At 71.7% G+C, this 24,316-nt stretch carries 24 protein-coding genes; 15 read left to right on the top strand and 9 right to left on the bottom strand.

The features are described from left to right. Positions 1 to 120: 120 nt before the first annotated feature. The 8 genes from HNR57_RS22885 (at position 121) to HNR57_RS22850 (ending at position 8,228) form a co-directional block, all read left to right on the top strand. Complete coding sequence (locus HNR57_RS22885; RefSeq protein WP_184562314.1) at positions 121 to 357, top strand: hypothetical protein; 237 nt, start codon at positions 121 to 123, stop codon at positions 355 to 357. Between the two features lie 65 nt (positions 358 to 422). Then, on the top strand, positions 423 to 623 hold the full coding sequence (locus tag HNR57_RS22880; protein ID WP_184562312.1) for a hypothetical protein: 201 nt from the start codon (positions 423 to 425) through the stop codon (positions 621 to 623). Positions 624 to 770: 147 nt separating this feature from the next. Continuing rightward, a complete protein-coding gene (locus HNR57_RS22875; protein WP_184562310.1) occupies positions 771 to 1,814 on the top strand; it encodes an NUDIX hydrolase in 1,044 nt (347 codons plus the stop codon). A gap of 306 nt (positions 1,815 to 2,120) precedes the next feature. Beyond that, entirely contained in the window at positions 2,121 to 3,152 is a 1,032-nt protein-coding gene (locus HNR57_RS22870; protein WP_184562308.1) for an ABC transporter permease, read from the top strand. A gap of 79 nt (positions 3,153 to 3,231) precedes the next feature. Further along, positions 3,232 to 4,908 carry an ABC transporter substrate-binding protein gene (locus HNR57_RS22865; protein ID WP_184562306.1) on the top strand — a complete coding sequence of 559 codons (1,677 nt, stop codon included), beginning with the start codon at positions 3,232 to 3,234 and terminating at the stop codon, positions 4,906 to 4,908. 74 nt (positions 4,909 to 4,982) lie between these two features. Then, the gene (locus HNR57_RS22860; RefSeq protein ID WP_184562304.1) at positions 4,983 to 5,975 is read left to right on the top strand and encodes an ABC transporter permease; all 993 of its coding nucleotides are present in this window, start codon (positions 4,983 to 4,985) and stop codon (positions 5,973 to 5,975) included. Positions 5,976 to 6,003: 28 nt separating this feature from the next. Next, positions 6,004 to 7,104: an ABC transporter ATP-binding protein gene (locus tag HNR57_RS22855; protein ID WP_184562302.1), complete on the top strand. Its 1,101-nt coding sequence runs from the start codon at positions 6,004 to 6,006 to the stop codon at positions 7,102 to 7,104. Between the two features lie 26 nt (positions 7,105 to 7,130). Then, complete coding sequence (locus HNR57_RS22850; RefSeq protein ID WP_184562300.1) at positions 7,131 to 8,228, top strand: ABC transporter ATP-binding protein; 1,098 nt, start codon at positions 7,131 to 7,133, stop codon at positions 8,226 to 8,228. A gap of 121 nt (positions 8,229 to 8,349) precedes the next feature. Here the strand turns inward: HNR57_RS22850 and HNR57_RS22845 are convergent, their stop codons facing one another. Continuing rightward, positions 8,350 to 9,705: a dipeptidase gene (locus HNR57_RS22845; RefSeq protein WP_184562297.1), complete on the bottom strand. Its 1,356-nt coding sequence runs from the start codon at positions 9,703 to 9,705 to the stop codon at positions 8,350 to 8,352. Between the two features lie 190 nt (positions 9,706 to 9,895). Between HNR57_RS22845 and HNR57_RS22840 the strand changes: the two genes are divergently transcribed. Then, the gene (locus HNR57_RS22840) at positions 9,896 to 11,140 is read left to right on the top strand and encodes a geranylgeranyl reductase family protein (RefSeq protein WP_184562296.1); all 1,245 of its coding nucleotides are present in this window, start codon (positions 9,896 to 9,898) and stop codon (positions 11,138 to 11,140) included. Here the strand turns inward: HNR57_RS22840 and HNR57_RS22835 are convergent. Continuing rightward, positions 11,124 to 11,573, bottom strand: a complete 450-nt coding sequence (locus tag HNR57_RS22835; protein WP_184562294.1) for a nitroreductase family deazaflavin-dependent oxidoreductase — start codon at positions 11,571 to 11,573, stop codon at positions 11,124 to 11,126. The two genes, HNR57_RS22840 and HNR57_RS22835, sit on opposite strands and share 17 nt — an antisense overlap. A 170-nt stretch (positions 11,574 to 11,743) precedes the next feature. Between HNR57_RS22835 and HNR57_RS22830 the strand changes: the two genes are divergently transcribed. From HNR57_RS22830 to HNR57_RS22820, 3 genes are all read left to right on the top strand, one after another. After that, entirely contained in the window at positions 11,744 to 12,436 is a 693-nt protein-coding gene (locus tag HNR57_RS22830; protein ID WP_184562291.1) for a TetR/AcrR family transcriptional regulator, read from the top strand. A 98-nt stretch (positions 12,437 to 12,534) separates the two neighbouring features. After that, positions 12,535 to 13,779: a sensor histidine kinase gene (locus HNR57_RS22825; protein WP_184562289.1), complete on the top strand. Its 1,245-nt coding sequence runs from the start codon at positions 12,535 to 12,537 to the stop codon at positions 13,777 to 13,779. Beyond that, the gene (locus HNR57_RS22820; protein ID WP_184562287.1) at positions 13,776 to 14,441 is read left to right on the top strand and encodes a response regulator transcription factor; all 666 of its coding nucleotides are present in this window, start codon (positions 13,776 to 13,778) and stop codon (positions 14,439 to 14,441) included. Before HNR57_RS22825 ends, HNR57_RS22820 begins: the two co-directional genes overlap by 4 nt. Before the next feature lie 102 nt (positions 14,442 to 14,543). On the opposite strand, the gene HNR57_RS22815 is transcribed toward HNR57_RS22820, so the two are convergent. Continuing rightward, a complete protein-coding gene (locus tag HNR57_RS22815; RefSeq protein ID WP_184562285.1) occupies positions 14,544 to 16,037 on the bottom strand; it encodes an MFS transporter in 1,494 nt (497 codons plus the stop codon). 86 nt (positions 16,038 to 16,123) lie between these two features. On the opposite strand from HNR57_RS22815, the gene HNR57_RS22810 reads away from it, so the two are divergent. Further along, positions 16,124 to 16,516 (top strand): MarR family winged helix-turn-helix transcriptional regulator, encoded by a 393-nt coding sequence (locus tag HNR57_RS22810; protein ID WP_184562283.1) that lies wholly within the window; start codon positions 16,124 to 16,126, stop codon positions 16,514 to 16,516. An 18-nt stretch (positions 16,517 to 16,534) separates the two neighbouring features. On the opposite strand, the gene HNR57_RS22805 is transcribed toward HNR57_RS22810, so the two are convergent. The 3 genes from HNR57_RS22805 to HNR57_RS22795 all read right to left on the bottom strand — a co-directional run bounded on the left by HNR57_RS22805 (position 16,535) and on the right by HNR57_RS22795 (position 19,487). Continuing rightward, positions 16,535 to 17,263: a maleylpyruvate isomerase family mycothiol-dependent enzyme gene (locus HNR57_RS22805; protein ID WP_184562281.1), complete on the bottom strand. Its 729-nt coding sequence runs from the start codon at positions 17,261 to 17,263 to the stop codon at positions 16,535 to 16,537. 64 nt (positions 17,264 to 17,327) lie between these two features. Then, a complete protein-coding gene (locus HNR57_RS22800; protein ID WP_184562279.1) occupies positions 17,328 to 18,206 on the bottom strand; it encodes an SDR family oxidoreductase in 879 nt (292 codons plus the stop codon). Between the two features lie 99 nt (positions 18,207 to 18,305). Beyond that, positions 18,306 to 19,487 (bottom strand): MFS transporter, encoded by a 1,182-nt coding sequence (locus HNR57_RS22795; RefSeq protein WP_184562277.1) that lies wholly within the window; start codon positions 19,485 to 19,487, stop codon positions 18,306 to 18,308. A gap of 141 nt (positions 19,488 to 19,628) precedes the next feature. Here HNR57_RS22795 and HNR57_RS22790 point away from each other — a divergent pair, with 141 nt between their 5' ends. Beyond that, positions 19,629 to 21,107: a glutamate-cysteine ligase family protein gene (locus HNR57_RS22790; protein WP_184562275.1), complete on the top strand. Its 1,479-nt coding sequence runs from the start codon at positions 19,629 to 19,631 to the stop codon at positions 21,105 to 21,107. A gap of 2 nt (positions 21,108 to 21,109) precedes the next feature. Here HNR57_RS22790 and HNR57_RS22785 read toward each other — a convergent pair whose 3' ends face one another. Genes HNR57_RS22785 through HNR57_RS22775 form a run of 3 tightly spaced genes read right to left on the bottom strand, consistent with a single transcriptional unit; the run spans position 21,110 to position 23,802 of the window. Then, a complete protein-coding gene (locus HNR57_RS22785) occupies positions 21,110 to 22,219 on the bottom strand; it encodes a Gfo/Idh/MocA family protein (RefSeq protein WP_184562273.1) in 1,110 nt (369 codons plus the stop codon). After that, on the bottom strand, positions 22,189 to 22,899 hold the full coding sequence (locus tag HNR57_RS39645) for a ThuA domain-containing protein (protein ID WP_184562271.1): 711 nt from the start codon (positions 22,897 to 22,899) through the stop codon (positions 22,189 to 22,191). Before HNR57_RS39645 ends, HNR57_RS22785 begins: the two co-directional genes overlap by 31 nt. Positions 22,900 to 22,950: 51 nt before the next feature. After that, the gene (locus HNR57_RS22775; RefSeq protein ID WP_184562269.1) at positions 22,951 to 23,802 is read right to left on the bottom strand and encodes a class I SAM-dependent methyltransferase; all 852 of its coding nucleotides are present in this window, start codon (positions 23,800 to 23,802) and stop codon (positions 22,951 to 22,953) included. A gap of 77 nt (positions 23,803 to 23,879) precedes the next feature. Between HNR57_RS22775 and HNR57_RS22770 the strand changes: the two genes are divergently transcribed. After that, positions 23,880 to 24,311, top strand: a complete 432-nt coding sequence (locus HNR57_RS22770; RefSeq protein WP_184562267.1) for a helix-turn-helix domain-containing protein — start codon at positions 23,880 to 23,882, stop codon at positions 24,309 to 24,311. Positions 24,312 to 24,316 lie beyond the last annotated feature (5 nt).

Raw genomic sequence — 24,316 nt, 5'->3', positions numbered from 1 at the left:
ACGGAGCCGCCGGTGATCCCGGCACCGGCGGCCTCACCCGTCCCTGCGGCAGTCGCGGAGGGCGGGCTGAACGGCCCATCCCGGCGAGCGGCCGGTGCCGTCCCCGCGCACTCTGGTGCCATGGCGTCCGAGAAGCCCGTCGTGGTCTACCCGCCCGCCGCGGACGGCGGCCGGCGGGTGCGTGTGGACGACCAGTTCCTCGGCATCGCCTACGGGCCGCTCGACGTGGCGGAGTTCCTGCGGCGAGCCGGGATCGAGGACGCGGACGCCGCGTACGTGGCGGCCACGGGGCTGATCGAGTGGCGCGGCGGCGGGCCCGGGACGTGGGGAGCCGACCGGGGCGGCCACTCCGCGTGAAGTCCGCTTCGCCCGGTCGCACGCGGACGCGTGACCCCGGAGCGGGTCCGGCAGTTGAGTCGGGCATGAAGAAGCGCAGCATGCTCGCCATCGCCTCCCTCGCCACCGGCTTCGTCGTCGCGGCGGTCACCCCGTCGCACGCCGTCGGGGACCGCCTCGGCACCCTGAGTGTCGACGACACCCTCAAGACCCTCGACGAGACCGTCGCCAAGGACAGCCTGTCCCTGGACCGGGAGGGCGGCGCCCAGGCGAAGAAGAAGGGCTGACGAGCCGCACGGCCCCGCGGTCACGGCGCCGGTGCCCCCGCGTGAGGGGGCGCCGGCGCCGTCGTCATGTGCGCCCTCAACTGCGGCTGGTTTCCGTGGCAGGGTGGAGCGGGCAAGCCTCAGGGGGCCAACAGAAGAGGGGGACCTGTGACCGTCGTCTGGATCAACGGCGCGTTCGGTGCGGGGAAGACCACCACCGCACGGGAACTGATCGAACTGATCCCGAACAGCACGCTCTTCGACCCGGAGGTCGTCGGCGGCGCGCTCGCCCACCTGCTGCCACCCAAACACCTCGCCGAGGCCGGAGACCTCCAGGACCTGCCGATCTGGCGACGCCTGGTGATCGACACGGCGGCCGCGTTGCTCGCCGAGCTCGGCGGGACCCTCGTCGTCCCCATGACCCTGCTGCGCCAGGAGTACCGCGACGAGATCTTCGGGGGCCTGGCCGCGCGCAGGATTCCGGTCAGCCACATCCTGCTCGCTCCGGCCGAAACGATACTGCGGGAGCGGATAGCGAGCCGTGAGGTCCCTCGCGACCTGCCCGACGGCGACCTGCGCATACGCCAGTGGTCCTACGACCACATCGAGCCGTACCGGGCCGCCCTCGCCTCCTGGCTCACCGCCGACGCCCACCCGGTCGACACCAGCGCCCTCACGCCGTACGAGACGGCGGTCCGGGTCGCCGAGGCCGTCACCAGCGGTTCCGTGCCCGTCTGCGACATCGTGCAGACACCCGAGCCCACCGCCGAGACCGTCGCCGCCGGAGTGCTCCTCTTCGACGAGGAGGACCGGGTACTGCTCGTCGACCCCACGTACAAGGCCGGCTGGGAGTTCCCCGGCGGCGTCGTCGAACCCGGCGAGGCGCCCGCTCGCGCCGGGATGCGCGAGGTCGCCGAGGAGACCGGCATCAGCCTCGACGAGGTGCCGGGCCTGCTCGTCGTCGACTGGGAACGCCCCGCGCCCCCCGGCTACGGCGGACTGCGGCTCCTCTTCGACGGCGGCCTCCTCGACTCCGCGGAGGCCGGTCGGCTGCTGCTGCCCGGCCCGGAGCTGCGCGCCTGGCGCTTCGTCACCGAGGAGGAGGCCGCGGACCTGCTGCCACCGGTGCGCTACGAGCGGCTGCGCTGGGCCCTGAGGGCACGCGAACGCGGAGCGGCGCTCTATCTGGAGGCCGGGGTGCCGGTCGGCTGACGCCGGGCCCGCCGCCCGCGCCCTTTACCCGGCACGGGGGATTCCGAGGGAAAAGCAAAAGGAAACAACGCGGCGGTCACGGCCAATCACTGCCCAAGGAATCTCCCGCAAACATTCACGCGGCGGGTAATCACATTCCCTGCTCTCGTCAACACTTTTCCATGACCGCAAACAATCCCTTTTCTCGCCCCTGCGCGGCTTGACCGGACTCGCACGCCGTTGCGAAAGTCCGCAGAGTCTCACGGCGGAATCAACGACCGCCACCCAATTTCCTTGCCTCAGGGGCAGATCCGGGATGTCCGTACGATGACCACGCAACACCAGCCGGTCGACACCGGCGGTGGCACCACGCTGCTGACCGAGCCGTCGACGCAGGAATCCAGACCCGGCGGCACGGTTGTCGCCGGCCGCTCACCGGCCCGGATGGCCTGGCGGCGGATCAGGCGGGACAAGGTCACCACGGCCGCCCTGGCGGCCACCCTCCTGTTCATCGCGATCGCGCTCCTCGCGCCGGTGCTCACCGCACTGACCGGCTGGGGGCCGATCACCCCCGACAACAAGGCGATCAATCCGGACACGGGAAACTTCCCCTACGGATCGCTGGGCGGCGTCAGCGCCCAGCACCTGCTCGGCGTCGAACCGGGCACCGGTTACGACCTGTTCGCCCGCGTCGTCTACGGTCTGCGCACCTCCCTCTACGTGGGGTTCGCCTCGGCCGTGCTGTCCACCGCGGTCGGTGTCGTGGCCGGGCTGGCGGCCGGCTACTTCGGCGGCTGGGTCGACTCCCTGCTGTCGCGGATCATGGACGTGATGCTGGCCTTCCCGCAGCTGCTGTTCATCATCGCGCTCACCCCGGTGATCCAGAACGCGCTGCAGACCGACAGCCACGGCGGCACCGACGAGAACCTCCGGCTGCTCGTCCTGGTCCTCAACATCGCCGTCTTCGCCTGGGCGTACACCGCACGCCTGGTGCGCGGGCAGGTGCTGAGCCTGCGCGAGCGGGAGTTCGTCGACGCCGCCCGGCTGATGAGCGCCGGCCGCCGGCACATCCTCTTCCGGCAGCTGCTGCCCAACCTGTGGGCGCCGATCCTCATCTCCTTCGCGCTCGCCGTCCCGCAGAACATCACCACCGAGGCGGCCCTGTCCTACCTGGGAGTGGGTGTCATCCCGCCGAACCCCGACTGGGGCGCCCTGCTGTCGGACGCCTCCCAGTTCTTCCTTCAGGACCCGATGTACCTCTTCGTGCCCGGCGTCCTGCTCCTCGTCCTGGTCCTGGCGCTCAACCTCCTGGGGGACGGCGTCCGGGACGCCCTGGACCCCCGCGCCCGGCGCGGCTGACCCGAGCCACCCCCCGAGTATCGGCCCGGCGGCCCCACGAACGGCCGCCTAGCCCGTAGCAAGAAACGGAGTTTCCTCAATGACGCGCAGCACGCGCAGATCGCGCACGGTCGCTCTCACGGCCTCAGCCGTGATGATCGCCCTGGGGGCCACCGCATGCGGAGGGTCCTCCGGCAGCAGCGCCGGCGGCGCCCCCGGCAAGGGCGGCACGCTGACCATCCTCGACAAGGCGGACTTCGACCACCTCGACCCCCAGCGCGTCTACACGACCGAGGGCCAGAGCATGGACCAGGAGATCGTCCGGACCCTCACCGGCTGGGACGAGACGGGATCGGCCCCCAAGCTGGTCGGCGACCTCGCCACCGACACCGGAACACCGTCCAAGGGCGCCACCGTCTGGACCTTCCACCTCCGGCACGGCGTCAAGTACCAGGACGGCGCCGAGGTCACCGCACCCGACGTCAAGTACGGCGTCGAGCGGTTCTTCTCCTCCGACATCAACGGCGGCCCGCCCTACGCGGCCCAGTGGCTCGTCGGCGGCGCCGACTACAAGGGCCCCTACAAGGGCAAGCAACTGGACTCCATCCAGACGCCGGACAAGTACACCATCGTCTTCCATCTGAACCAGCCGGTGGCCGACTTCAACGAGACCACCACGATGCCCGGCTGGTCCGCCGTGCCCAAGGCCCATGACACCGGCTCGACCTACGACACCCATGTGTGGTCCGACGGCCCTTACATGATCAAGTCGTACACCAAGAACAAGGAACTCGTCCTCGCCAGGAACACCCACTGGTCGCAGTCGACCGACCTGATCCGGCAGCAGAACGTCGACGGGATGGACGTCCGGTTCGGGCAGGACGAGTCGGCCATCGACCAGCAGATCAAGGCGGACGCCGGCACCGCCCAGACGTCGATCCAGCAGTGGCCGATCGCGGGCTCGGACCTGGCCCAGCTGGCCAACGACCCCTCGCTGAAGAGCCGTTACTACAAGATCCCCGCGCCGGGCATCAACTACCTCGCCATCAACACCACCCGCGTCAAGAACCTGAAGGTCCGTCAGGCGATCGAGTACGCCATCGACAAGACCACGGTGCGCGGCGCCTTCGGCGGCTCCGCCTACGGCGACTACGCCAGCACCATGCTGAGCCCCGGCATCGGCGGCTACAAGAAGTTCAACCTGTACAGCGCCAACCCGGCGGGCAACCTCGCCAAGGCCAAGGAGCTGATGAAGCAGGCGGGCAACCCGAAGCCGACCATGTCGATCGCGGTGGAGAACACCCCGACCCAGGAGCACTTCGCCGACGCCGTGAAGACCGCGCTGGAACGCATCGGCATCACGGTGAACATCACCCCGATCGACGCGGCGAACTACTTCAGCACCATCAACAACACGAAGAACCAGTACGACCTGACCTGGGGCGACTGGATCGCCGACTGGCCGAACGCCTCCACCGTGCTGCCCACCCTCTTCGACGGCCGGCTGATCAAGAAGAACCCGCAGGCCAACCAGGACCTGTCCTACCTGAACGACCCGAAGGTCAACGCGCTGATCGACCAGGCCGCCAAGACGGCCGACGTCAAGCAGCGCAACGCCACCTACGGCCAGATGGACCAGCAGATCCTGAAGGACGCCGCCGTGGTCCCGCTGATGTACATGAACTTCAGCGAGATGGCCGGCTCCAAGGTCGGCGGGGTCATCCCCGACACGATCGTGGCCGAGCCGAGCCTGGTCCACATCTACGTCAAGCACTGACGCCCCTCCTCTAGACCCCGCCGGCGGCTCCGGCCACCGGCGGGCATCCCACTCACGTCAGGTCCCGGCACCCCATGTTTCGTTACCTCATCAGACGCCTGCTGGCAGCGGCCCTGATCATGCTGGTGATCACCACGATCACCTTCTTCATCTTCTTCGCGCTGCCGTCCGACCCCGCACTCCTGGCCTGCGGAAAGACCTGCTCGCCCTCGCGCCTCGCGGAGATCAAGCACTCGCTGGGCCTGGACCGGAGCTACCTGACCCAGTACTGGGAGTTCCTCAAGGGGCTGTTCGCCGGCCGTGACTTCGGCGACCAGAGCGTGCGCATCCACTGCGGCGCGCCCTGTCTCGGCGTCTCCTTCCAGACCGACACCCCCGTCCTGACCACCCTGCTGTCGGACTTCCCGGCGGACCTCTCCCTCGGCCTCGGCGCCGCGGTGGCCTTCCTGCTCCTGGGCGTCGGCCTCGGCACCGTCGCCGCCGTGCGCCGGGGCAGGGCCGCCGACAAGGCGGCGGTCGGACTCGCCCTGTTCGGCGTGTCGGTGCAGATCTACTTCATCGGTCTGCTCCTGCTGTACCTCTTCGTCGACAAGTTCCAGATCCTGCCGGCCTCCGGCTACACCTCGATCACCGAGGACCCGGCCGGCTGGTTCAAGGGCCTGATCCTGCCGTGGACCACCCTCGTCATCGTCTACCTGGCGATGTACACCCGGCTCACCCGCTCCTCCATGCTGGAGGTCTTCGCCGAGGACTACATGCGCACGGCCCGCGCCAAGGGCCTGCCGGCCGCCACCGTCGTCCTCAAACACGGCCTGCGGGCCGCCATCACCCCCATCATCACCATCTTCGGCATGGATGTCGGCTCCCTGATCGGCGGCTCCGCGGTCATCACCGAGTCGGTGTTCGGCATCAACGGCATCGGCAAGCTCGCGGTCGACTCCGTGCAGAACTCCGACCTGCCGGTCATCCTCGGCACCACGCTCTTCGCCGCGACGTTCGTCGTCATCGCCAACGTCGTCGTCGACCTCGTGTACGGCCTCGTCGACCCGCGTGTGCGCCTCGCCTGAGCCTCCTTCTTCATCCTTAGGAACACCCGTGTCCGTTCAGACCTCACCGCAGCCCGCGGATGTCGCACCCGCGCCCGCACCCTTCCTCGACGTACGCGACCTGAAGGTGCACTTCCCGACCGAGGACGGCCTCGTCAAGTCCGTCGACGGCGTCTCCTTCACCCTGGAGAAGGGCAGGACCCTCGGCATCGTCGGCGAGTCCGGCTCCGGCAAGTCGGTGACCTCACTGGCCCTGCTCGGACTGCACAAGGGCACCCGCGCCCAGGTCAGCGGCGAGATCTGGCTGGAGGGCAGGGAACTCGTCGCCCTGCCCGAGGCCCAGATGCGCGCCCTGCGCGGCCGAACGGTCTCCATGATCTTCCAGGACCCGCTGTCCGCACTGCACCCCTTCTTCACCGTCGGCTCGCAGATCGCCGAGGCCTACCGGGTGCATCACAAGGTCTCCAGGAAGGAGGCCAGGGACCGCGCGGTGGAGATGCTGAAGCGGGTCGGCATCCCGCAGCCCGAGCGGCGGGCCGGGGACTACCCGCACCAGTTCTCCGGCGGCATGCGCCAGCGCGCCATGATCGCCATGTCGCTGGTGTGCGACCCGGAGCTGCTCATCGCCGACGAGCCCACCACCGCCCTGGACGTCACCGTCCAGGCGCAGATCCTGGACCTGATCCGCGACCTCCAGGAGGAGTTCGGCTCCGCCGTCGTCATCATCACCCACGACCTCGGCGTGGTCGCCGACGTCGCCGACGACATCCTGGTGATGTACGGCGGCCGCCGCATCGAGTACGGCACTACCCGCGACGTCCTCAAGGATCCCCAGCACCCGTACACCTGGGGCCTGTTGCAGTCGATGCCGCACCTCAGCGGCGACGTCGGCGAACGGCTCAACCCGATCCCCGGCAGCCCGCCGAGCCTGATCAACCTGCCGGACGGCTGCGCCTTCCATCCCCGCTGCGCCTACAAGGGCTGGGTGCCGGAGGGCCGTTGCACGGCGGAGCGGCCCGAACTGCGACTCGTCTCCGGCAGCGAACGGCACCTCGCCGCGTGCCATCTCAGCGACGACGCCAAGCACGAGATCCGCGGCGGGGACGGCCCGGACGACCGGGGCGCCGCGGCCGGACGGGCCGCGCAGTGACGGCGGCGGACGAAAGGGAACATGCCGTGAGCACCACCGAGCCCCGCACCGGGCAGAGCACCGACCGCCCCGCCGCCGAGAACACCGGCGAGAACCTGCTGGAGGTGCGCGGTCTGCAGAAGCACTTCCCGATCCGGCAGGGCATCATCTTCCAGCGGCGGATCGGGGCCGTGCGTGCCGTCGACGGCATCGACTTCTCGGTCGGGCCCGGCGAGTCCCTGGGGCTGGTCGGCGAGTCCGGCTGCGGCAAGTCGACCACGGGCCGGCTGATCACCCGGCTCCTCGAACCCACCGGCGGTTCCGTCGTCTTCGACGGCGAGGACATCACGCACCGGTCGCCGGGGCAGATGCAGGAGGCCCGGCGCAACCTCCAGATGATCTTCCAGGACCCGTACTCGTCGCTGAACCCCCGGCACACCGTCGGGACCATCATCGAGACGCCGATGCGGCTCAACGGCATCAACCCGCCCCAGGGCCACAAGAAGCGCGCCCAGGAACTCCTGGAGACGGTCGGACTCAACCCCGAGCACTACAACCGCTATCCGAACGAGTTCTCCGGCGGTCAGCGCCAGCGCATCGGCATCGCCCGCGCCCTCGCCCTGCGGCCGAAGCTGATCGTGGCCGACGAGCCGGTGTCGGCGCTGGACGTCTCCATCCAGGCGCAGGTCGTCAACCTGCTCCAGGACCTCCAGCGGGAGTTCGGCATCGCCTTCGTCTTCATCGCCCACGACCTGGCCGTGGTGCGGCACTTCTCCGAGCGGGTCGCCGTGATGTACCTCGGCAAGATCGTGGAGGTCGCCGAGCGGGAGTCGCTCTACACCCGTCCCCGGCACCCCTATACGCACGCGCTGCTGTCCGCCGTCCCCGAGGCCGACCCGGACGCCGTCGAGCGGCGCGAACGCATCCGGCTGGCCGGGGACGTGCCGTCCCCGATCGACCCGCCCTCCGGCTGCCGCTTCCGCACCCGCTGCTGGAAGGCACAGGACAAGTGCGCCACCGAGGAACCGCCCCTGGCCCGGGCCGAGGGCAGCCCCACGGGCCATCTCACCGCCTGCCACTTCCCCGAGGAGCCCACGGTCGCCGCGCGCGAGGAGGACATCGTCCTGGACCCGGCGCTCGGCTAGCCGCCGGCCGCGGGCGAGGGCCTGGGGGGCGTCCAGGTCGAACACCCCGGGCATCAGCGTGCCGTCCGCGGAGAAAGGCCCCCGTCCGAGGACGAGGGCCTTTCCGGCGAGGGCGGAGCGGTCAGCCGGCCGCGTAGTTGCGCAGGAACAGCGCCTCCGCCACCGACAGGCGCTCCAGCTCGTCGGGGGACACGCTCTCGTTCACCGCGTGGATCTGCGCCTCCGGCTCGCTCAGCCCGATCAGCAGGATCTCCGCACGCGGGTAGAGGGCGGCCAGTGTGTTGCACAGCGGGATGGAGCCGCCCTGCCCCGCGTACTGCATCTCCTGGCCCGGGTAGGCGACCGCCATCGCCGCCGCCATGGCCTGGTACGCCGGGCTGCCGGTGTCGGCGCGGAACGCCTGGCCCTCACCGATCTGCTCGGTGCTCACCCGAGCACCCCACGGCGTGTGCGCCTCCAGGTGCGCCTGGAGCAGCTTGGTCGCCTCGCCCGCGTCCACCCCCGGCGGCACCCGCAGACTGATCAGCGCCCGGGCACCGGCCTGCACGGACGGGGTGGCCCCGACGACCGGCGGGCAGTCGATGCCGAGGACCGTGACGGCCGGGCGCGCCCAGATCCGGTCGGCGACCGTACCCGACCCGATCAGCTCCACGCCGTCGAGCACCTTGGCGTCCCGCCGGAACTGCTCCTCCCCGTACTCCAGGCCCTCCCAGGCCGCGCCTCCGGAGAGCCCCTGGACGGTCGTCGAACCGTCCTCGGCGCGCAGCGAGTCCAGGACCCGGATCAGCGCGGCCAGCGCGTCCGGCGCGGCACCGCCGAATTGGCCCGAGTGCAGGTTGCCCGCGAGCGTGTCGATCCGCACGCGGACGAGCGTCATGCCGCGCAGGGTGGACGTCACGGTCGGCAGACCGGCGCGGAAGTTGCCCGCGTCGCCGATGACGATCGTGTCCGCCGCGAGCAGCTCCGGGTGCTCCTCGGCGTAACGCTCCAGACCGCCCGTGCCCATCTCCTCGGAGCCTTCGGCGATCACCTTGACGCCGACGGGGATCCCGCCGTTCGCCTTCAGCGCGCGCAGCGCCAGCAGGTGCATGATCAGGCCGCCCTTGCAGTCGGCGGCCCCGCGCCCGTACCAGCGCCCGTCCCGCTCGGTCAGCTCGAACGGCGGCGTCGTCCAGGCGGCCTCGTCCAGCGGCGGCTGTACGTCGTAGTGGGCGTAGAGCAGGACGGTCTTCGCGCCGGCCGGGCCGGGCAGGTAGCCGTACACGGACTGCGTGCCGTCGGGGGTGTCGAGCAGCGCCACGTCTTCGAAGCCCTCGGCGGTGAGCGCGTCCGCGACCCAGCGGGCGGCGCCTTCGCTCTCGCTCCTCGGGAACTGGTCGAAGTCCGCCACCGACCGGAAGGCCACCAGCTCGGTGAGCTCCTCCTTCGCCCTGGGCATCAGCGAGGCGACGGTCTCGGCGACCGGATTCGACGACATGGGCACGCTCCTCGTGGGTGCGACGTTGTACGGGTGCGTACCTCTCGGTACGCGGTGATCGTGTGGTGTGGGCGCGGCCCCGTGTAAGGGCCACCCACGTCGCCGATCCTCCCACAGCGGCCTGCGGTGACCGCCGCCGTAGGATGCGGGAGACAGCGGCAGGCGGCTTGATCGGGAGCAGTAGACCATCGTGAGCAGCGAGAACTCTTCGGCGGACGACGTGCGGCAGGTGTGGGACGTCGTCGTGGTGGGCGCGGGACCCGCGGGCGCTTCGGCCGCCTACGCGGCGGCGGTGGCCGGCAGACGCGTGCTGCTGCTGGAGAAGGCCGAACTGCCGCGGTACAAGACGTGCGGCGGCGGCATCATCGGCCCCTCGCGCGACGCCCTGCCGCCCGGCTTCGAGCTGCCGCTGAGGGACCGGGTGTATGCGGTGACGTTCTCCAGCAACGGCCGGTTCACGCGCACGCGCCGCTCGAAGCAGATGCTGTTCGGGCTGATCAACCGGCCCGAGTTCGACCAGCGGTTGGTCGAGCACGCGCAGAAGGCCGGCGCCGAGCTGCGTACGGGCGTCACGGTCCAGCGGGTCGAGCAGCACGGCTCGGCGGTGCCGGACCGGCGCACGGTCGCCGTGGTCCTGCAGGGCGGCGAGGTCGTGCTCGCGCGGGCCGTCGTCGGGGCGGACGGCAGCGCCAGCCGTATAGGGGCGCATGTCGGGGTCAAGCTCGGTCAGGTGGATCTCGGCCTGGAGGCGGAGATCCCGGTGCCGGAGACCGTCGCCGAGGACTGGAAGGGCCGGGTGCTCATCGACTGGGGCCCCATGCCCGGCAGTTACGGCTGGGTCTTCCCCAAGGGCGACACCCTGACGGTCGGAGTGATCTCGGCCCGTGGCGAAGGCGCCGCGACCAAGCGGTACTTGGAGGAGTTCATCGGCCGCCTCGGGCTCGCCGGCTTCGAACCCGCCATCTCCTCGGGGCACCTGACCAGGTGCCGCGCCGACGACTCGCCGCTCTCGCGCGGTCGGGTGCTGGTGTGCGGCGACGCCGCGGGGCTGCTGGAGCCGTGGACCCGTGAGGGCATCTCCTTCGCGCTGCGCTCCGGCCGGCTCGCGGGGGAGTGGGCGGTGCGGATCGCCGAGGCGCACGACGCCGTGGACACCCGGCGGCAGGCTCTCAACTACGCGTTCGCCGTCAAGGCCGGGCTCGGGGTGGAGATGAGCGTCGGCAAGCGGCTGCTGACGGTGTTCGAGCGCCGTCCCGGACTGTTCCACGCGGCGCTGACGGGCTTCCGCCCGGCGTGGAAGGCGTTCAAGGAGATCACGCAGGGCTCCACGTCGCTCGGCGAGATCGTCCGGACGTATCCGGTGGCCCAGCGGGCCCTGACCGCGCTGGACCGCCGTCCCGCCGCCGCGGGCGGCGAGGTCAGCTCGTCGGAGTGATCTCGAAGACCGGGTGGTCGGGGGCGATGCGGCGCAGCTCGGCGTCCGGGGAGTCGGGACCGACTCCGTCGAAGAAGACCCCGACCTCCGCCTTCCAGCGCTTGAGGTAGGCGCGCAGGACCGGGGTCTTGTCGTCGTCGCCCACCTCGGCCGCGGTGAAGGTGTCCACGCGCTTGCCGAGGTGCAGTTCGCCGCCGCCCGCGGCGCGCATGTTGTGCGTCCACTGCACATGGCCGCGGGGTGCGACCAGGTACCGCCTGCCGTCCAGGGTCAGCAGGTTGACCGGGGTGGTGCGCCACTGGCCGCTCTTGCGGCCGCGGACGGCGAGGACACGGGAGCCCCAGACGCTGATGCCACGGCGGGTCATCCACGCCACGATGCGGTTGAAGACGTTGACGGTGAACCAGCCGGGCTTCCGGACGTGCGTGGACATGGTGCCCCCTCGGATGGCGGCGACGCGGCGCTCTCTTCTGTGAGCACTGCTCTCGCTCTCTGGTGTCAGTCTGCACCAGGCCGCCGCGCCCGGGCAAGAGCACTGCTCTCGTTTTTGTTCACTGCTCCGTTCTGTGTGCACTGCTCTGTTCCCGTGGGAGACTGCCCGGCATGAGCACCGCACACGGCGCCCGTGCCCGGGCCAGGATCGAAGTCACCGCGGCCATCAAGGACGAAGCCCGCAGACAGCTCGCGGCCCAGGGCGCCGCCCGGCTCTCCCTGCGGGCCGTGGCCCGTGAGCTCGGCATGGTCTCCTCCGCGCTGTACCGCTACTTCCCCAGCCGTGACGACCTGCTGACCGCTCTCATCATCGACGCCTACGACTCCCTCGGAGAGAACGCCGAGGCGGCCCATGAGGCGACGGCCTCCCCCTTCGAGCGCTGGATCACGGTCTGCGAGGCGGTGCGGGGCTGGGCGCTGGACCATCCGCACGAGTACGCGCTGATCTACGGATCGCCCGTCCCCGGCTACACGGCCCCAGACGCCACCGTCCCGGCCGCCGCCCGCGTCGGCCTGCTGCTCATCGGCATCGCCCGCGACGCCCACCAGGGGGCGGCTCTCGACCGGCCGGCGCCGGCGGACGACCTCCGCCCGGAGGCCGAGCGCATGGCCGCCGACCTCGCCCCCGACCTCCCCCCGGAGGTCGTGACGGCCCTCGTCGCGGCCTGGGCCCAGCTGTACGGCCTGGTCGGCTTCGAGCTGTTCGGCCAGTTCAACCGGGTGGTGGAAGACCGGGAGACGTTCTTCCGGCACGCGGTGGGGCAGCTCGCCCGGGGGGTGGGGCTGGTGCCCGGGCCCCGGTAGACGCCGGGCCGGTGATCGCGCGTACTTCCCGGGGAGTACGCGCGATCACCACGCCGAGGTGACGCGGCCGCGGAGGCGCGGCGTCTAGCGTGGCCGGTATGGACGAACAGCGCGCGCGGAGCAGCCCGCCGCCGGGGTGGCGGCACGGGCCCGCGCCGTGGGACCGGTGGGAGCGCCCGGCGGCGCGGTGGCCCTGGCGCTCCACGGTCCTCGTGACGGTGTTCGTCCTGGTGGGTTCGGGCTTCGCCGCCCACGGACAGCAGGGCGAGCGGGCGGAACTGGATCTCTTCGCAGGACTGCTGCTGGTGGTGGCCTGCGGGCTGCTGCTGTGGCGCAAGCGGTATCCGGTGGCCGTGGTGTTCGGCACTGCGGCCGCCGTCATGGTGTATCTGGGGGCCGGGTATCCCTACGGGCCGGTGCTCTTCACCGTCGCCCTGGCCTGCTTCAGCGCCGTCGTCGCCGGGCACCGCCGGGCGGCCTGGGCCGCGATGGGCATGCTCTGGGCCGGGCACGTCCTGGTGGCGCACTGGCTCTTCCGGTGGCTGCCGCCGTCCGGCGACTCGGCCGTCTCCTGGGGTGAGGAGATCGTCGTCGCCACCTGGCTGGTGGCCATCGCGGCGGTGTCGGAGCTGTTCCGCGTCCGGCGGGAACAGTGGGTCCGCGAACGGGCCGAGCGTGCCGAGGCCGCGCGGCGGCGGGCGGACGAGGAACGGCTGCGGATCGCGCGCGAGCTGCACGACGTCCTCGCCCACAGCATCTCCGTCATCAACGTGCAGGCGGGGGTCGGCCTCGCGCTCCTCGACACCGACCCCGAGCAGGCCCGCACGGCCCTCACCACGATCAAGGACCAGAGCAAGGAGGCGCTCGGCGAGGTGCGCCAAGTGCTCGACACCCTGCGCGCCCCCGGCGCCGCGCCGCGCGCCCCCGCCCCCGGGCTCGACCGGCTGCCCGAACTGGTGGAGCAGGCCGCGGGGGCGGGCCTCACGGTGGACGTCGAGGGGAAGCCCCCGCGCCTCGCCCCCGGCACGGACCTCGCCGCCTTCCGGATCGTCCAGGAGGCCCTGACCAACGTCGTACGGCACTCGGGTTCGCGGCGCGCGCGGGTGCACCTCGCGCACGACGCGCGCGTGCTGCGGCTGCGCGTGGACGACGACGGGCCCGCGACGGGGGGCGACGCGGGCGGCAGCGGCAACGGGCTCGCCGGTATGCGGGAGCGGGCCGCCGCCCTGGGCGGCACCATCGAGGCGGGCCCCCGCCCGGACGGCGGGTTCCGGGTGCTCGCCGTGCTGCCGCTGACGCCGTCCGCCCGCACGTCTCCCGGACCGGCACAGGAGGACCGGTGATCCGCGTACTGCTCGCCGACGACCAGGCGCTGGTACGGGCGGGGTTCCGGGCGCTGCTCGACGCGCAGCCCGACATCGAGGTGGCCGCGGAGGCCGCCGACGGTGCCGAGGCGGTGCGCCGGATCCGCGAACTGCAACCCGACGTCGTCCTGATGGACATCCGCATGCCCGCCCTCGACGGACTCGCCGCGACGCGGCAGGTCACCGGTGACCCCGGCCTGAAGGACGTCAGGGTCGTCATGCTCACCACCTTCGAGCTCGACGAGTACGTCTTCGAGGCGATCCGCTCCGGCGCCTCCGGCTTCCTGGTCAAGGACACCGAGCCGGACGAACTCCTGCGCGCGGTACGGGCGGTGGTCGCGGGCGACGCGCTGCTGTCGCCGGGCGTCACCCGGCGGCTGATCTCCGAGTTCGCCTCCCGCTCCAAGGAACCGGCGGCGGCCGGCGTCCTCGGCCGGCTCACCGAACGGGAGCGGGAGGTGATGGCGCTGGTGGGGATCGGCCTGTCCAACGAGGAGATCGCCCGCCGCCTGGTCGTCAGCCCGCTCACCGCGAAGACCCACGTCAGCCGCACCATGGTGAAGCTCGGCGCCCGCGACCGGGCCCAACTGGTCGTCCTCGCCTACGAGTCGGGGCTGGTGCGGCCGGGCTGGCTGGGCTGACCCGCCTTCCGCAAGCGGACCAGCCCGGCGGGGCGGACAGGGGTGCGCCCGGCGGGCAAGGCGGCCCGCCGGGCGCACGGTCGGAGGCGTACCCCGGTAGCGCTAGTCGCGGACGGCGACGCGCTCCGCCTCCTGGGGAGTGGACTTGGCGACCACCACGGACGGCCCGGCGGACGGCCCGCCCCTGCGGGGCCGCAGGCCCGTGAGGGTGATCAGCAGGCCCGCGAGGGCGACGAGCGTCACGACCACCAGGCCGGGCCGGTAGCTGTCGAGGACGGCCTGCGGGGAGGGGTTGCCGCCCTCGGGGGAGTTCGCGGTGACCACCGCCGTCACCACCGCGAGGAAGATCGCACCGCCGACCTGGACCGAGGTGTTGAGCAGCCCGGAGACCATGCCCTGCTCGTGCTCGTCGACACCGTTGGTGGCCTGGACGTTGAGGGACGGGAAGGTCAGCGCGAAGCCGGAGCCGACCAGCAGCATCGTCGGCAGGATCACCGCCGCGTAGACCGGGTCGAGGTCGATGCGCAGGAACAGCACGTACCCGGTGACCATCAGCGCGAAGCCCAGCACCATCAGCCGGGCCGTGCCGAAGCGGTCGATGACGGCTCCGACCTTCGTCGCCGACAGCGCCACCAGCGCGCCCGCCGGCAGGAAGGCCAGGGCCGTGTGCAGCGCGGACCAGCCCAGCAGTTGCTGCATGTACAGGGTCACCAGGAACTGGAAGCCGATGTAGCTGCCGACGAACGTCAACGCGCCCAGCTGCGCCCGTACTTGAGGTCCCGAGCGCAGCACGCCGAGCCGGATCAGCGGGCTGGGACTGCGCCGCTCGACGGCGACGAAGGCCGCCAGGAGGACGGCCACCGCGGCGAAGGACAGGACGGTGCGGGCCGAGCCCCAGCCCACCTCGGGCGCCTCGACGACGGTGAAGACGAGCAGCAGCATCGAGGCGGTGCCGAGGACGGCCCCGGGAATGTCGTAGCCGCCCCGGCCGCGCTCGCGCTCCGTGCGCGGCAGCAGCTTCAGGCCCGCGAACAGGGCGATCAGCGCGACGGGGGCGGGCAGGAGCATGGTGAGCCGCCAGCTGGCCTCGGTGAGCAGGCCGGAGAAGACCAGGCCCATCGAGTAGCCGGTGGCGCCGCAGGTGGTGTAGATGGCCAGGGCGCGGTTGCGCAGGGGGCCTTCGGGAAACGTCGTGGTGATGATCGACAGGCCGGCGGGGGCCGTGAAGGCCGCGCTCAGGCCCTTGACGAAGCGGCTGGCGATGAGCAGGGGCCCGGAGTCGACGAGACCGCCGAGCAGCGAGGCGAGCGCGAAGACGCCGAGGGCCACCAGGAAGACCTGGCGCCGGCCCAGCAGGTCGGCGGCGCGGCCGCCGAGGAGCACCAGACCGCCGTAGCCCAGGATGTAGCCGCTGACGATCCATTGCAGCGCCGAGGTCGACAGGCCGAGGTCGGCGCCGATGGACGGCAGGGCGACGCCGACCATGGACACGTCCAGGGCGTCCAGGAACATCGCGGCGCAGAGCACGAGCAGGGTGCCCCAGAGCCGTGGCGTCCAACGCCCTTCGGACGTGCGGGAGATGAGCGGAGAGGTCATGCCCGGGACACTACATGCGTATGCATGAGATGCAAATGCATTTAATTCAGGTGCAACAATCTCGGTTCTCTGTTACGGTGCGGCGCATGGCTCAGCAGGCCGAGCAGGCGCTCGTGGAACAGTGGCGGGACATTCTGGCGCTGCACGCGCGTACGCAGTGCGAACTCGACCGTGCGCTGCACGGCCACGGTCTGTGCGCCAGCGACTTCGAGGTGCTCGACGTCCTCGCAGGGTGCCGGACGCCGAAGGGCACGCCGTCCTACCGCGTCCAGGAGATCTCCGAGCGGGTCCATCTGAGCCAGAGCGCGCTGTCGCGGCTGATCGCCCGGCTGGAGAAGGAGGGGCTCGTCGAGCGCGGCATGTGCCCCGAGGACCGGCGCGGTGTGAAGGTCTGCCTCACGGCGAAGGGACGCGCGCTGCACGGCGAGGTGCTTCCCGTGCAGCGCGCGGTGCTGGCGCGGATGCTCACCGACGGCTGATCGCCCGTCGGCGGCCGTTCAGATCGCCGACGCCTCCCGCCACAGCGCGGCGAGCGACCGGTCGCCCGTGGCGTTCGGCAGCGGAGCCCGGTTCCACAGCGCCAGATACAACTCCTCGGCCGGACCGGACAGTTCGCACTCGGCCGCGCCGGAGGCGTCCCGCGTCGTCACGGGCGGCTCCGGTGACAGCCGTACGGTCCACACCGCGCCGGTGTCCTGCGCGCGGACCCGCAGAACGCGCGGCTCGGGGGTGCGTACCCGGCTCCTGGAGCGGGCGTGGAAGCCGCGCAGCAGTTCGTCGATGCCGTCGGTGGCGAACTCGGCGGTGACGCCGGTCGGGCTGCCGCCGCGTGCGGACTCGGCGTCGACCCGGTGCACGGCCGTCTCGTGCGCCTGCCGGCGGGCCCAGAAGGCCAGCGGTGACGGCGCGGGCAGGAAGGTGAAGCACTCCACGCCGGGCGAGGCGCCGGCCAGGGTGCCCACGAGCCGGCGGTGGCTGTCGCGGTACCAGGCGATGAGCTCCGCGCCGTCGAGGTCGGTGGGTTCGACCAGCGGGCGGCGTTCGGTGATCTGCTCGGCGACGTAGGCGGCGGCCCAGCGGTGCACGGCGCCCGTGTGCCGCAACAGGTCGCGCACCTGCCAGCCGGGGCACGTCGGCACCTTGGCGTCGGTCCCGGCCTCCTCGGCGGCCGCGGCCAGCAGCCGGCCTTCCGTCTGCAGTGCCTCAAGGAACTCGGCGGTCTCCATGGCGCCGAGTCTGCCGCATGAAGTGCTCTCGAAGCCCGGGGATTTCCGCTGGCCGCCCCGGGGGCTACGGCAGCGGTGTCCCGCCCGTCGCGTTGACGATCTCGGCGGTGATGTACGAGGCCTCCTGCGAGGCGAGGAAGACGTACGCCGGAGCCATTTCGGCGGGCTGGGCGGGCCGCCCGATGGGGGCCTGCTTGCCGAACGTCTGCGTGTCCGGCAGGGTCGCCGGGATCAGCGGCGTCCACACCGGGCCCGGCGCGACCGCGTTGACGCGGATGCCCTTCTCGATCAGCATCTGCGCCAGCCCCTGCGTGAACGTGACGATCGCGCCCTTGGTCGTCGCGTAGTCCAGCAGATGCGGACTGGGCTTGTACGCCTGCACGGACGTGGAGTTGATGATGCTGCCGCCCTCCGGGATGTGCGGCAGGGCCAGCTTGCACAGCCAGAACATGCCGTACAGGTTGGTGCGCAGCACCCGGTCGAACTGCTCGGTGGTGATCGCCTCGATGCCGTCGGGCTGGGACATCTGGTACGCCGCGTTGTTCACGAGGACGTCGATCCGGCCGAACTCGTCCACGGCGCGGTCGATCAGCGCCCGGCAGTTCTCCTCCTCCCGTACGTCGCACGAGACGGGCACGGCACGGCGGCCTGCCTGCTCTACGAGCCGGGCGGTCTCGGCGGCGTCGTCCTTCTCGTCATCCAGATGGGTGAAGAGCACGTCGGCTCCCTCACGGGCGAACGCGAGGGCGACCGCGCGGCCGATCCCGGAGTCCCCACCGGTGATCACGGCCTTGCGGCCCTCCAGCCTGCCGCTGCCCCGGTAGGACTCCTCACCGTGGTCCGGGGGCGGGTCCATCGGCCCCGTCCAGCCGGGGTGCGGCTGGTCCTGCGAGGGAAACTCCGGGGTCGGGTGCTGCTCTCCGGGGTGCTGCTGTTCGGTCACGGGTCTGCCTCCTTGTACACGTCGTACGGCCCGGTGATCACCACGGGCGTACCCCGGGTACCCAGGATCACCGCCATCCCCCCTGGCAGCGCCTCCCCTTCAGCCCCCGGCCGCGCGCCGGGTGGCCGCCCCCACCAGTGCGCCGACGACCGCCGCCACCCCCGCCAGCACCGCCACGCTGGTCAGTGCGGCGGGCAGGGTGAACCAGTCCGCCATGAAGCCGATCGCGGGCGGGCCGAGGAGCATCCCCCCGTAGCCCAGGGTCGAGGCCGTGGCGACGCCGCCGGGGCCCGCCAGGGCGCCCGCGCGTTCCACCGCCACGGGGAAGAGGTTCGCAAGGCCGATGCCCGTGACCGCGTAGCCGAGCAGGGCCGCCCAGAGGGTGGGGGCGAGGGAGCCGAGCAGCATTCCGGCCGCCGCGGTGGCGCCGCCGGCGACGACGGTCCGGGTCCGCCCCAGGCGTTCCAGCAGCGTCGTGCCGGTCAGCCGCCCCACCGTCATGGCGAGCGCGAAGCAGGAGTAGCCCGCGGCCGCCGCACCCGCCGAGGCGTGCAGGTCCTGTTCGAGGTGCAGGGCGCCCCAGTCGGCCAGGGCCCCCTCGCCGTACGCGGTGCACCCCGCGATCACGCCGAAGACGATCACCAGCCCCCGGGTGCGGCGGTCAAGGCTGCGAGGGGCGCCCTCGGCGGGCAGTTCCCGCTCCGGTGGCGCCGGCGGCTCGTGACGCAGGAGCGTGGGGCCCGCCGCGGCGGTCACGAGCAGGCCGACGAGGGTGAGCAGCAGCAGATGCCGCGTGGGGGAGAGGACGCCCGCGACCAGCCCGCCGAGCCCCGCTCCGACCATGCCGCCCAGGCTGAACGCCGCGTGGAAGCTCGGCATGACCGGCCGCCGCAGCGCGGCCACGAGCTCGACGGCCGCGCTGTTGAAGGCGACGTTGATCCCGCCGTACGCGGCCCCGAAGAACAGCAGGACCAGGCCCAGCGCGAGCGCCGAGTGGGTCAGCGGAGGCAGGGCGACGCTCAGGGAGAGCAGCACGGCGCAGACGACGGTGACCCGGTGGTTCCCGAAGCGGCGGCACAGGCGCCCCGTGAGTGTCATGGTGACGACGGCCCCGGCGGAGACGCCCAGGAGGGCGAGGCCGAGGGCGCTGGCGGAGGCGCCGGTCTGCGCCTTGATGGCTGGGATGCGCACGACCCAGCCGGCGAAGACGAAGCCGTCGAGGGCGAAGAAGACGGTGAGGGCGATCCGGAGCCGGGTGAGGGAGCTGCTGCGGCCCGGCACGTCATTGTGCGTTCGGGGTTTGTTTATTTGCGGCACAAAGTCAGGCTAGGTGGGTGCGGTGTCGAGGACAAGGTGCGACTCTGGGACGAGACCCATCCGCTGAGGCGCGGACGTATCCGCCGAAGGAGCGCAGGAGGGCACATGGGACGTGACGTGCCGGCCCTGGTGTTCACCCGGGAGGACCGCCGACGGTACCGGGAGAAGATGCACACCGACCTCGAGGTGCTGGCCCGGATGCTCCACGAGTCGGGGTTCGAGAGCGAGCGCCCCCAGGTCGGCCTGGAGATCGAGCTCAACCTGGTCGACGACGCCGGACTGCCCGCGATGCGCAACACCGACGTGCTCCAGGCGATCGCCGACCCCGCCTGGTCGAGCGAGCTGGGCCGCTTCAACCTGGAGATCAACATCCCGCCCCGGCAGCTGACGGCGGGCGGCCCCGGTTCCTGGGAACAGGCCATCCGGGACGCCCTCAACCACGCCGAGGACCGCGCCGCGGCGGTGGGCGCGCACCTGATCATGGTCGGCATCCTCCCCACCCTGGGCGAGTCGGACGTCAGCGAGTCCGCGCTCTCCGGCGACCCCCGCTACCGGCTCCTCAACGAGCAGATCTTCGCGGCCCGGGGCGAGGACCTGCGGATCAGGGTCGACGGTGTGGAGCGCCTGTCGACGTACGCCGACACGATCACTCCCGAGGCCGCCTGCACCAGCACCCAGTTCCACCTCCAGGTCGACCCGAAGGAGTTCCCGCACTACTGGAACGCGGCCCAGGCCGTCGCCGGCGTGCAGATCGCCCTCGCGGCCAACTCGCCCTTCCTGTTCGGCAAGGAGCTGTGGCGCGAGACCCGCATCCCCTTGTTCGAGCAGGCCACCGACACCCGCCCCGAGGAGATCAAGGCCCAGGGCGTACGGCCCCGGGTGTGGTTCGGGGAGCGCTGGATCACCAGCGTCTTCGACCTCTTCGAGGAGAACGTGCGCTACTTCCCGGCCCTGCTGCCGTTGTGCGAGGACGAGGACCCGCAGAAGGAGCTGGACAGCGGCGGCGTCCCCCAGCTCGGCGAACTGACCCTCCACAACGGCACGATCTACCGCTGGAACCGCCCCATCTACGCGGTCACCGACAGCGGCCCGCATCTGCGCATCGAGAACCGCGTGCTGCCCGCCGGCCCCACCGTGGCCGACATCATCGCCAACGGCGCCTTCTACTACGGCCTGACCCGCGCCCTGGTCGACGAGGACCGGCCGGTGTGGACACGGATGTCCTTCTCGGTCGCCGAGGAGAACCTGCACACCGCGGCCCGCGACGGCATCGACGCCCGCCTGTACTGGCCCGGCGTGGGCGAAGTGCCGGTCACGGAACTGGTGTTGCGGCGGCTGCTGCCCCTCGCCCACAAGGGTTTGGAGCTGACCGGCATGGACGCCGCGTGGCGCGAACCCCTGCTCGGCATCATCGAGCAGCGCTGCGTCACCGGCCGCAACGGCGCACTGTGGCAGGCGGAGATGGTGCACCAGCTGGAGAAGGCCGGCATCTCCGACCGGCGGGAGGCACTGCGGCAGATGACCCGGACGTACATGGACTACATGCATATGAACGCGCCCGCGCACACCTGGCCCGTGGACTGACCTCAGGAGGGCCGGCCGTGCCACTGGGCGGCGGCCGTCAGGGGCACGGGTGCGGGCACCCGTGCCGATGTCGTCAGCTCGATCCGGCGTCCCTCGGCCGCCGAACGCAACAGCGCGGTCATCGTCTCCAGTACGTGCAGGGCGAGTTCACCGCCGGCGCGCGGTGGCCGCGACGCGTCGGCGGTGAGGAAGTCCAGCAGTCCGACGCCACGGGCGCCGTCCGCGTAGCCCGCCGACACCGGCACGGCGCGCCACCGGGTGTCGCCGAGCGCGTGGACGCGCACCTCGCCGTCGAAGCGGTTCGGGTCGGGCACCGACAAGGAGCCGCTGTCGCCGTGCACCTCGATCGGGGCGGCCGTGGTGGCCACGCCGTCGAAGCTCGTCGTGAGCGTCGTCAGCGTCCCGTTCACGTGCTCCAGCACTCCGGAGACATGGCTGTCCACCTCGACCGGTATGCGCTCGCCCGCGCGCGGGCCGGAACCGATCACGCGCTCGGCACGCAGCCGCCCGGCCGCTCCGGTCACCGATCGCACCGGCCCGAGCAGATGGACCAGGGACGACAGGTAGTACGGCCCCATGTCCAGCAGCGGGCCGCCACCGGCCGTGTAGTAGAAGTCGGGGTGGGGATGCCAGCGTTCATGCCCCGGGGTGACCATCACGGCGGAGGCGAACTGGGGTCGTCCGATGCTTCCCGCCTCCACGGCCGCCCGCGCGGTCTGGATTCCCGTGCCCAGGACGGTGTCCGGGGCACAGCCCACCCCCGTGCCCGCCCGCGCGGCGGCCTCCAGGACGGACCGCGCGTCCTCCAGGTCCGCCGCCAGTGGTTTCTCCCCGTAGACGTTCTTGCCGTGGCGGATCGCCCCGAGGGCTATCCCGGCGTGGGCCGCCGGGGTGGTCAGGTTCAGCACCGTGTCCACGTCCGGGCTGCCCAGCAGCTCCTCCACCGACAGCGCCCGGGCGTCCGGCAGTTCGGCGGCGGCCGCGGCGGACCGGGAGGCGTCGAGGTCGGCGACCGCGGTGACGCGCACCCCGGGATGGCCGGCGAGCGTGTCCAGGTACGCGCGGGAGATGACGCCGAGTCCTACGACCCCGACGCGGTGCGCGTCGCCCACAGCATGCCCCTCTCGATGATGGTGCGGACGTGGGGGTGCTCCAGCACGTCGACGCTGTGCCCCGGTGTCGTCACCACGATTCGCCCGGCACCCCACCGGCGGGTCCAGACCGCGGGTGAGGTGACCGGCCGGTGCCAGGGCTGCCACGGCCGGACCGGATGCGTGGTGGTGGCCAGGACGTCGACGAGGTCGTCGTGGAGCACCCAGTACTGCTCGGTGTCGAGCGTGAAGTCCTCGATGCCCGCCGTGACCGGGTGCTCGCGACCGGCGTCGGTGAGGGTGATGGTGTGCGGCAGGAAGTTGTCCGCCGCCTCACCCCGGCGCTCGCACGGTTCCTTGCCGGGGTGCGTGGCGAACTGGCCGCCCACCAGGTGCAGATAGTCCGAGGAGGCGCGGAACGAGTCGGCGATGCCGCCGTGCCAGCCGGTGAATCCGGTCCCGGCCGCGACCGCGGCGGTCAGCCCCGCCAGCTGCTCGCGCGTGATCTCCGACATCGTCACGCACTGCACGATCAGGTCGGTGGCGGCCAGTTCGGCGGCGTCCGCGTAGATCCCGGTCGACTCCTCGACCCGGACGTCGTACCCGTTGCTCCGGAGGAAGGGCAGGAACAGTTCCGTGGCCTCGACCGGCTGGTGCCCTTCCCAGCCGCCTCGGACCACCAGGGCTCTCTTCTGCGTCATCGTGATGTCACTATGCGCCGGGCGCCCGCGCCCGGAAAAGGGGGCCGGACCTCACGAAAGTTTCGCGGCGGCGGCCCGCGCGGAGACCATCCAGCAGGCCGCGGTGTAGCGGACCTCCGTCCCCTGCACGAAGGGGTCGAACGCGGGCCGGACCGCCTCGACGATCCGCGCCCGGGTCTCCTCGTCGGCCCCGGGCAGGATCATGCCGAGCGGACCGAGCCGCGTGAAGTACGTGACGAGGTCCTTCTCCGGCAGGGCGCAGACCACGTCGACCGGCTGGATGTCGATCCCGGCCCAGCCGCTCTCCGCCAGGACGCGGTGGACGCGCTCCGGGTCCGCGAACGCGAACTGGCCCGGCTGGTCCGGCCGGCGCGCGGGCAGGTCCGGCAGGAACGGGGCCGCGGCGCGTTCGGCCGTCGTCATGAACGGGTTCTCCTCGGGGCCCCGCCACACGACACACCGCAGCCCGGCCCCGTCCCTCACCGTGCTCCGCAGATTGGTGAAGGCCCGCACGGGATCGTTGAAGAACATGACGCCGAAGCGCGAGACGACGGCGTCGAAGGCGCCGGGTTCGAACGCGTACTCCTGCGCGTCGGCCTGGACGAAGGACGCCGGCACGCCCTCCCGCTCGGCCTGCGCCCGGGCCGTCTCGATCATCGGCCCCGAGATGTCGACACCGACGCAGTGACCGGACCTGCGGGCGACGGCCCGGGTGATGCCGCCCGTGCCACAGCCGACATCGAGCACGCTTCCCGCGTGTTCGGCGGCCACCGCGTCGACGAGCAGCTCCTCGAACGGCCTGAACATCTCGTCCAGCAGCTCCTGGAGATCCACCCAGGCGTTGCCGGCGGGCCCGTTCCAGCGGGCGGCCTGCTCGTCGTCGGACCGGTGTGAGGCGTCCATCTTCGTCTCTCCCTCTGCTTGCCTTCGTCATGGCGGGATGACAGCGTTCTACTTCAAGTCGACTTGAGGTCAAGACAATGACAGACCTGGACATCGCCGAAGTGGCGCACCGCGCCGGTGTGCCCGCCTCGACCCTGCGCTTCTACGAGGAGAAGGGGCTCATCGCCTCGACCGGCCGGCGCGGGCTGCGGCGTCAGTACGACCCCGGGGTGCTGCAGCGGCTGGCGCTGATCGCGCTGGGGCGGACGGCCGGGTTCTCGCTCGACGAGATCGCGCGGATGTTCGCCCCGGACGGACAGCCGCAGATCGACCGGCGGATGCTGTCCGCCAAGGCGGACGAACTGGACGGAAGGATCCGCGAACTGGGCGTCCTGCGGGACTCCCTGCGACATGCCGCCGCCTGCCCCGCACCCAGCCACATGGAGTGCGGCACCTTCCGCCGCCTGATCGACGCGGCGGCCTCCGGCGGTGTCGCCGCGCCGGGACGGCGGCTGCCCGGCCACCGTTGACGGGC

Origin of the sequence: Streptomyces paradoxus (genome assembly GCF_014202475.1) — a bacterium.
Lineage (GTDB): Bacteria > Actinomycetota > Actinomycetes > Streptomycetales > Streptomycetaceae > Streptomyces > Streptomyces paradoxus.
Note: the sequence above shows the minus strand (reverse complement) of the source record. Positions and strands in the feature narration are given on the sequence as shown.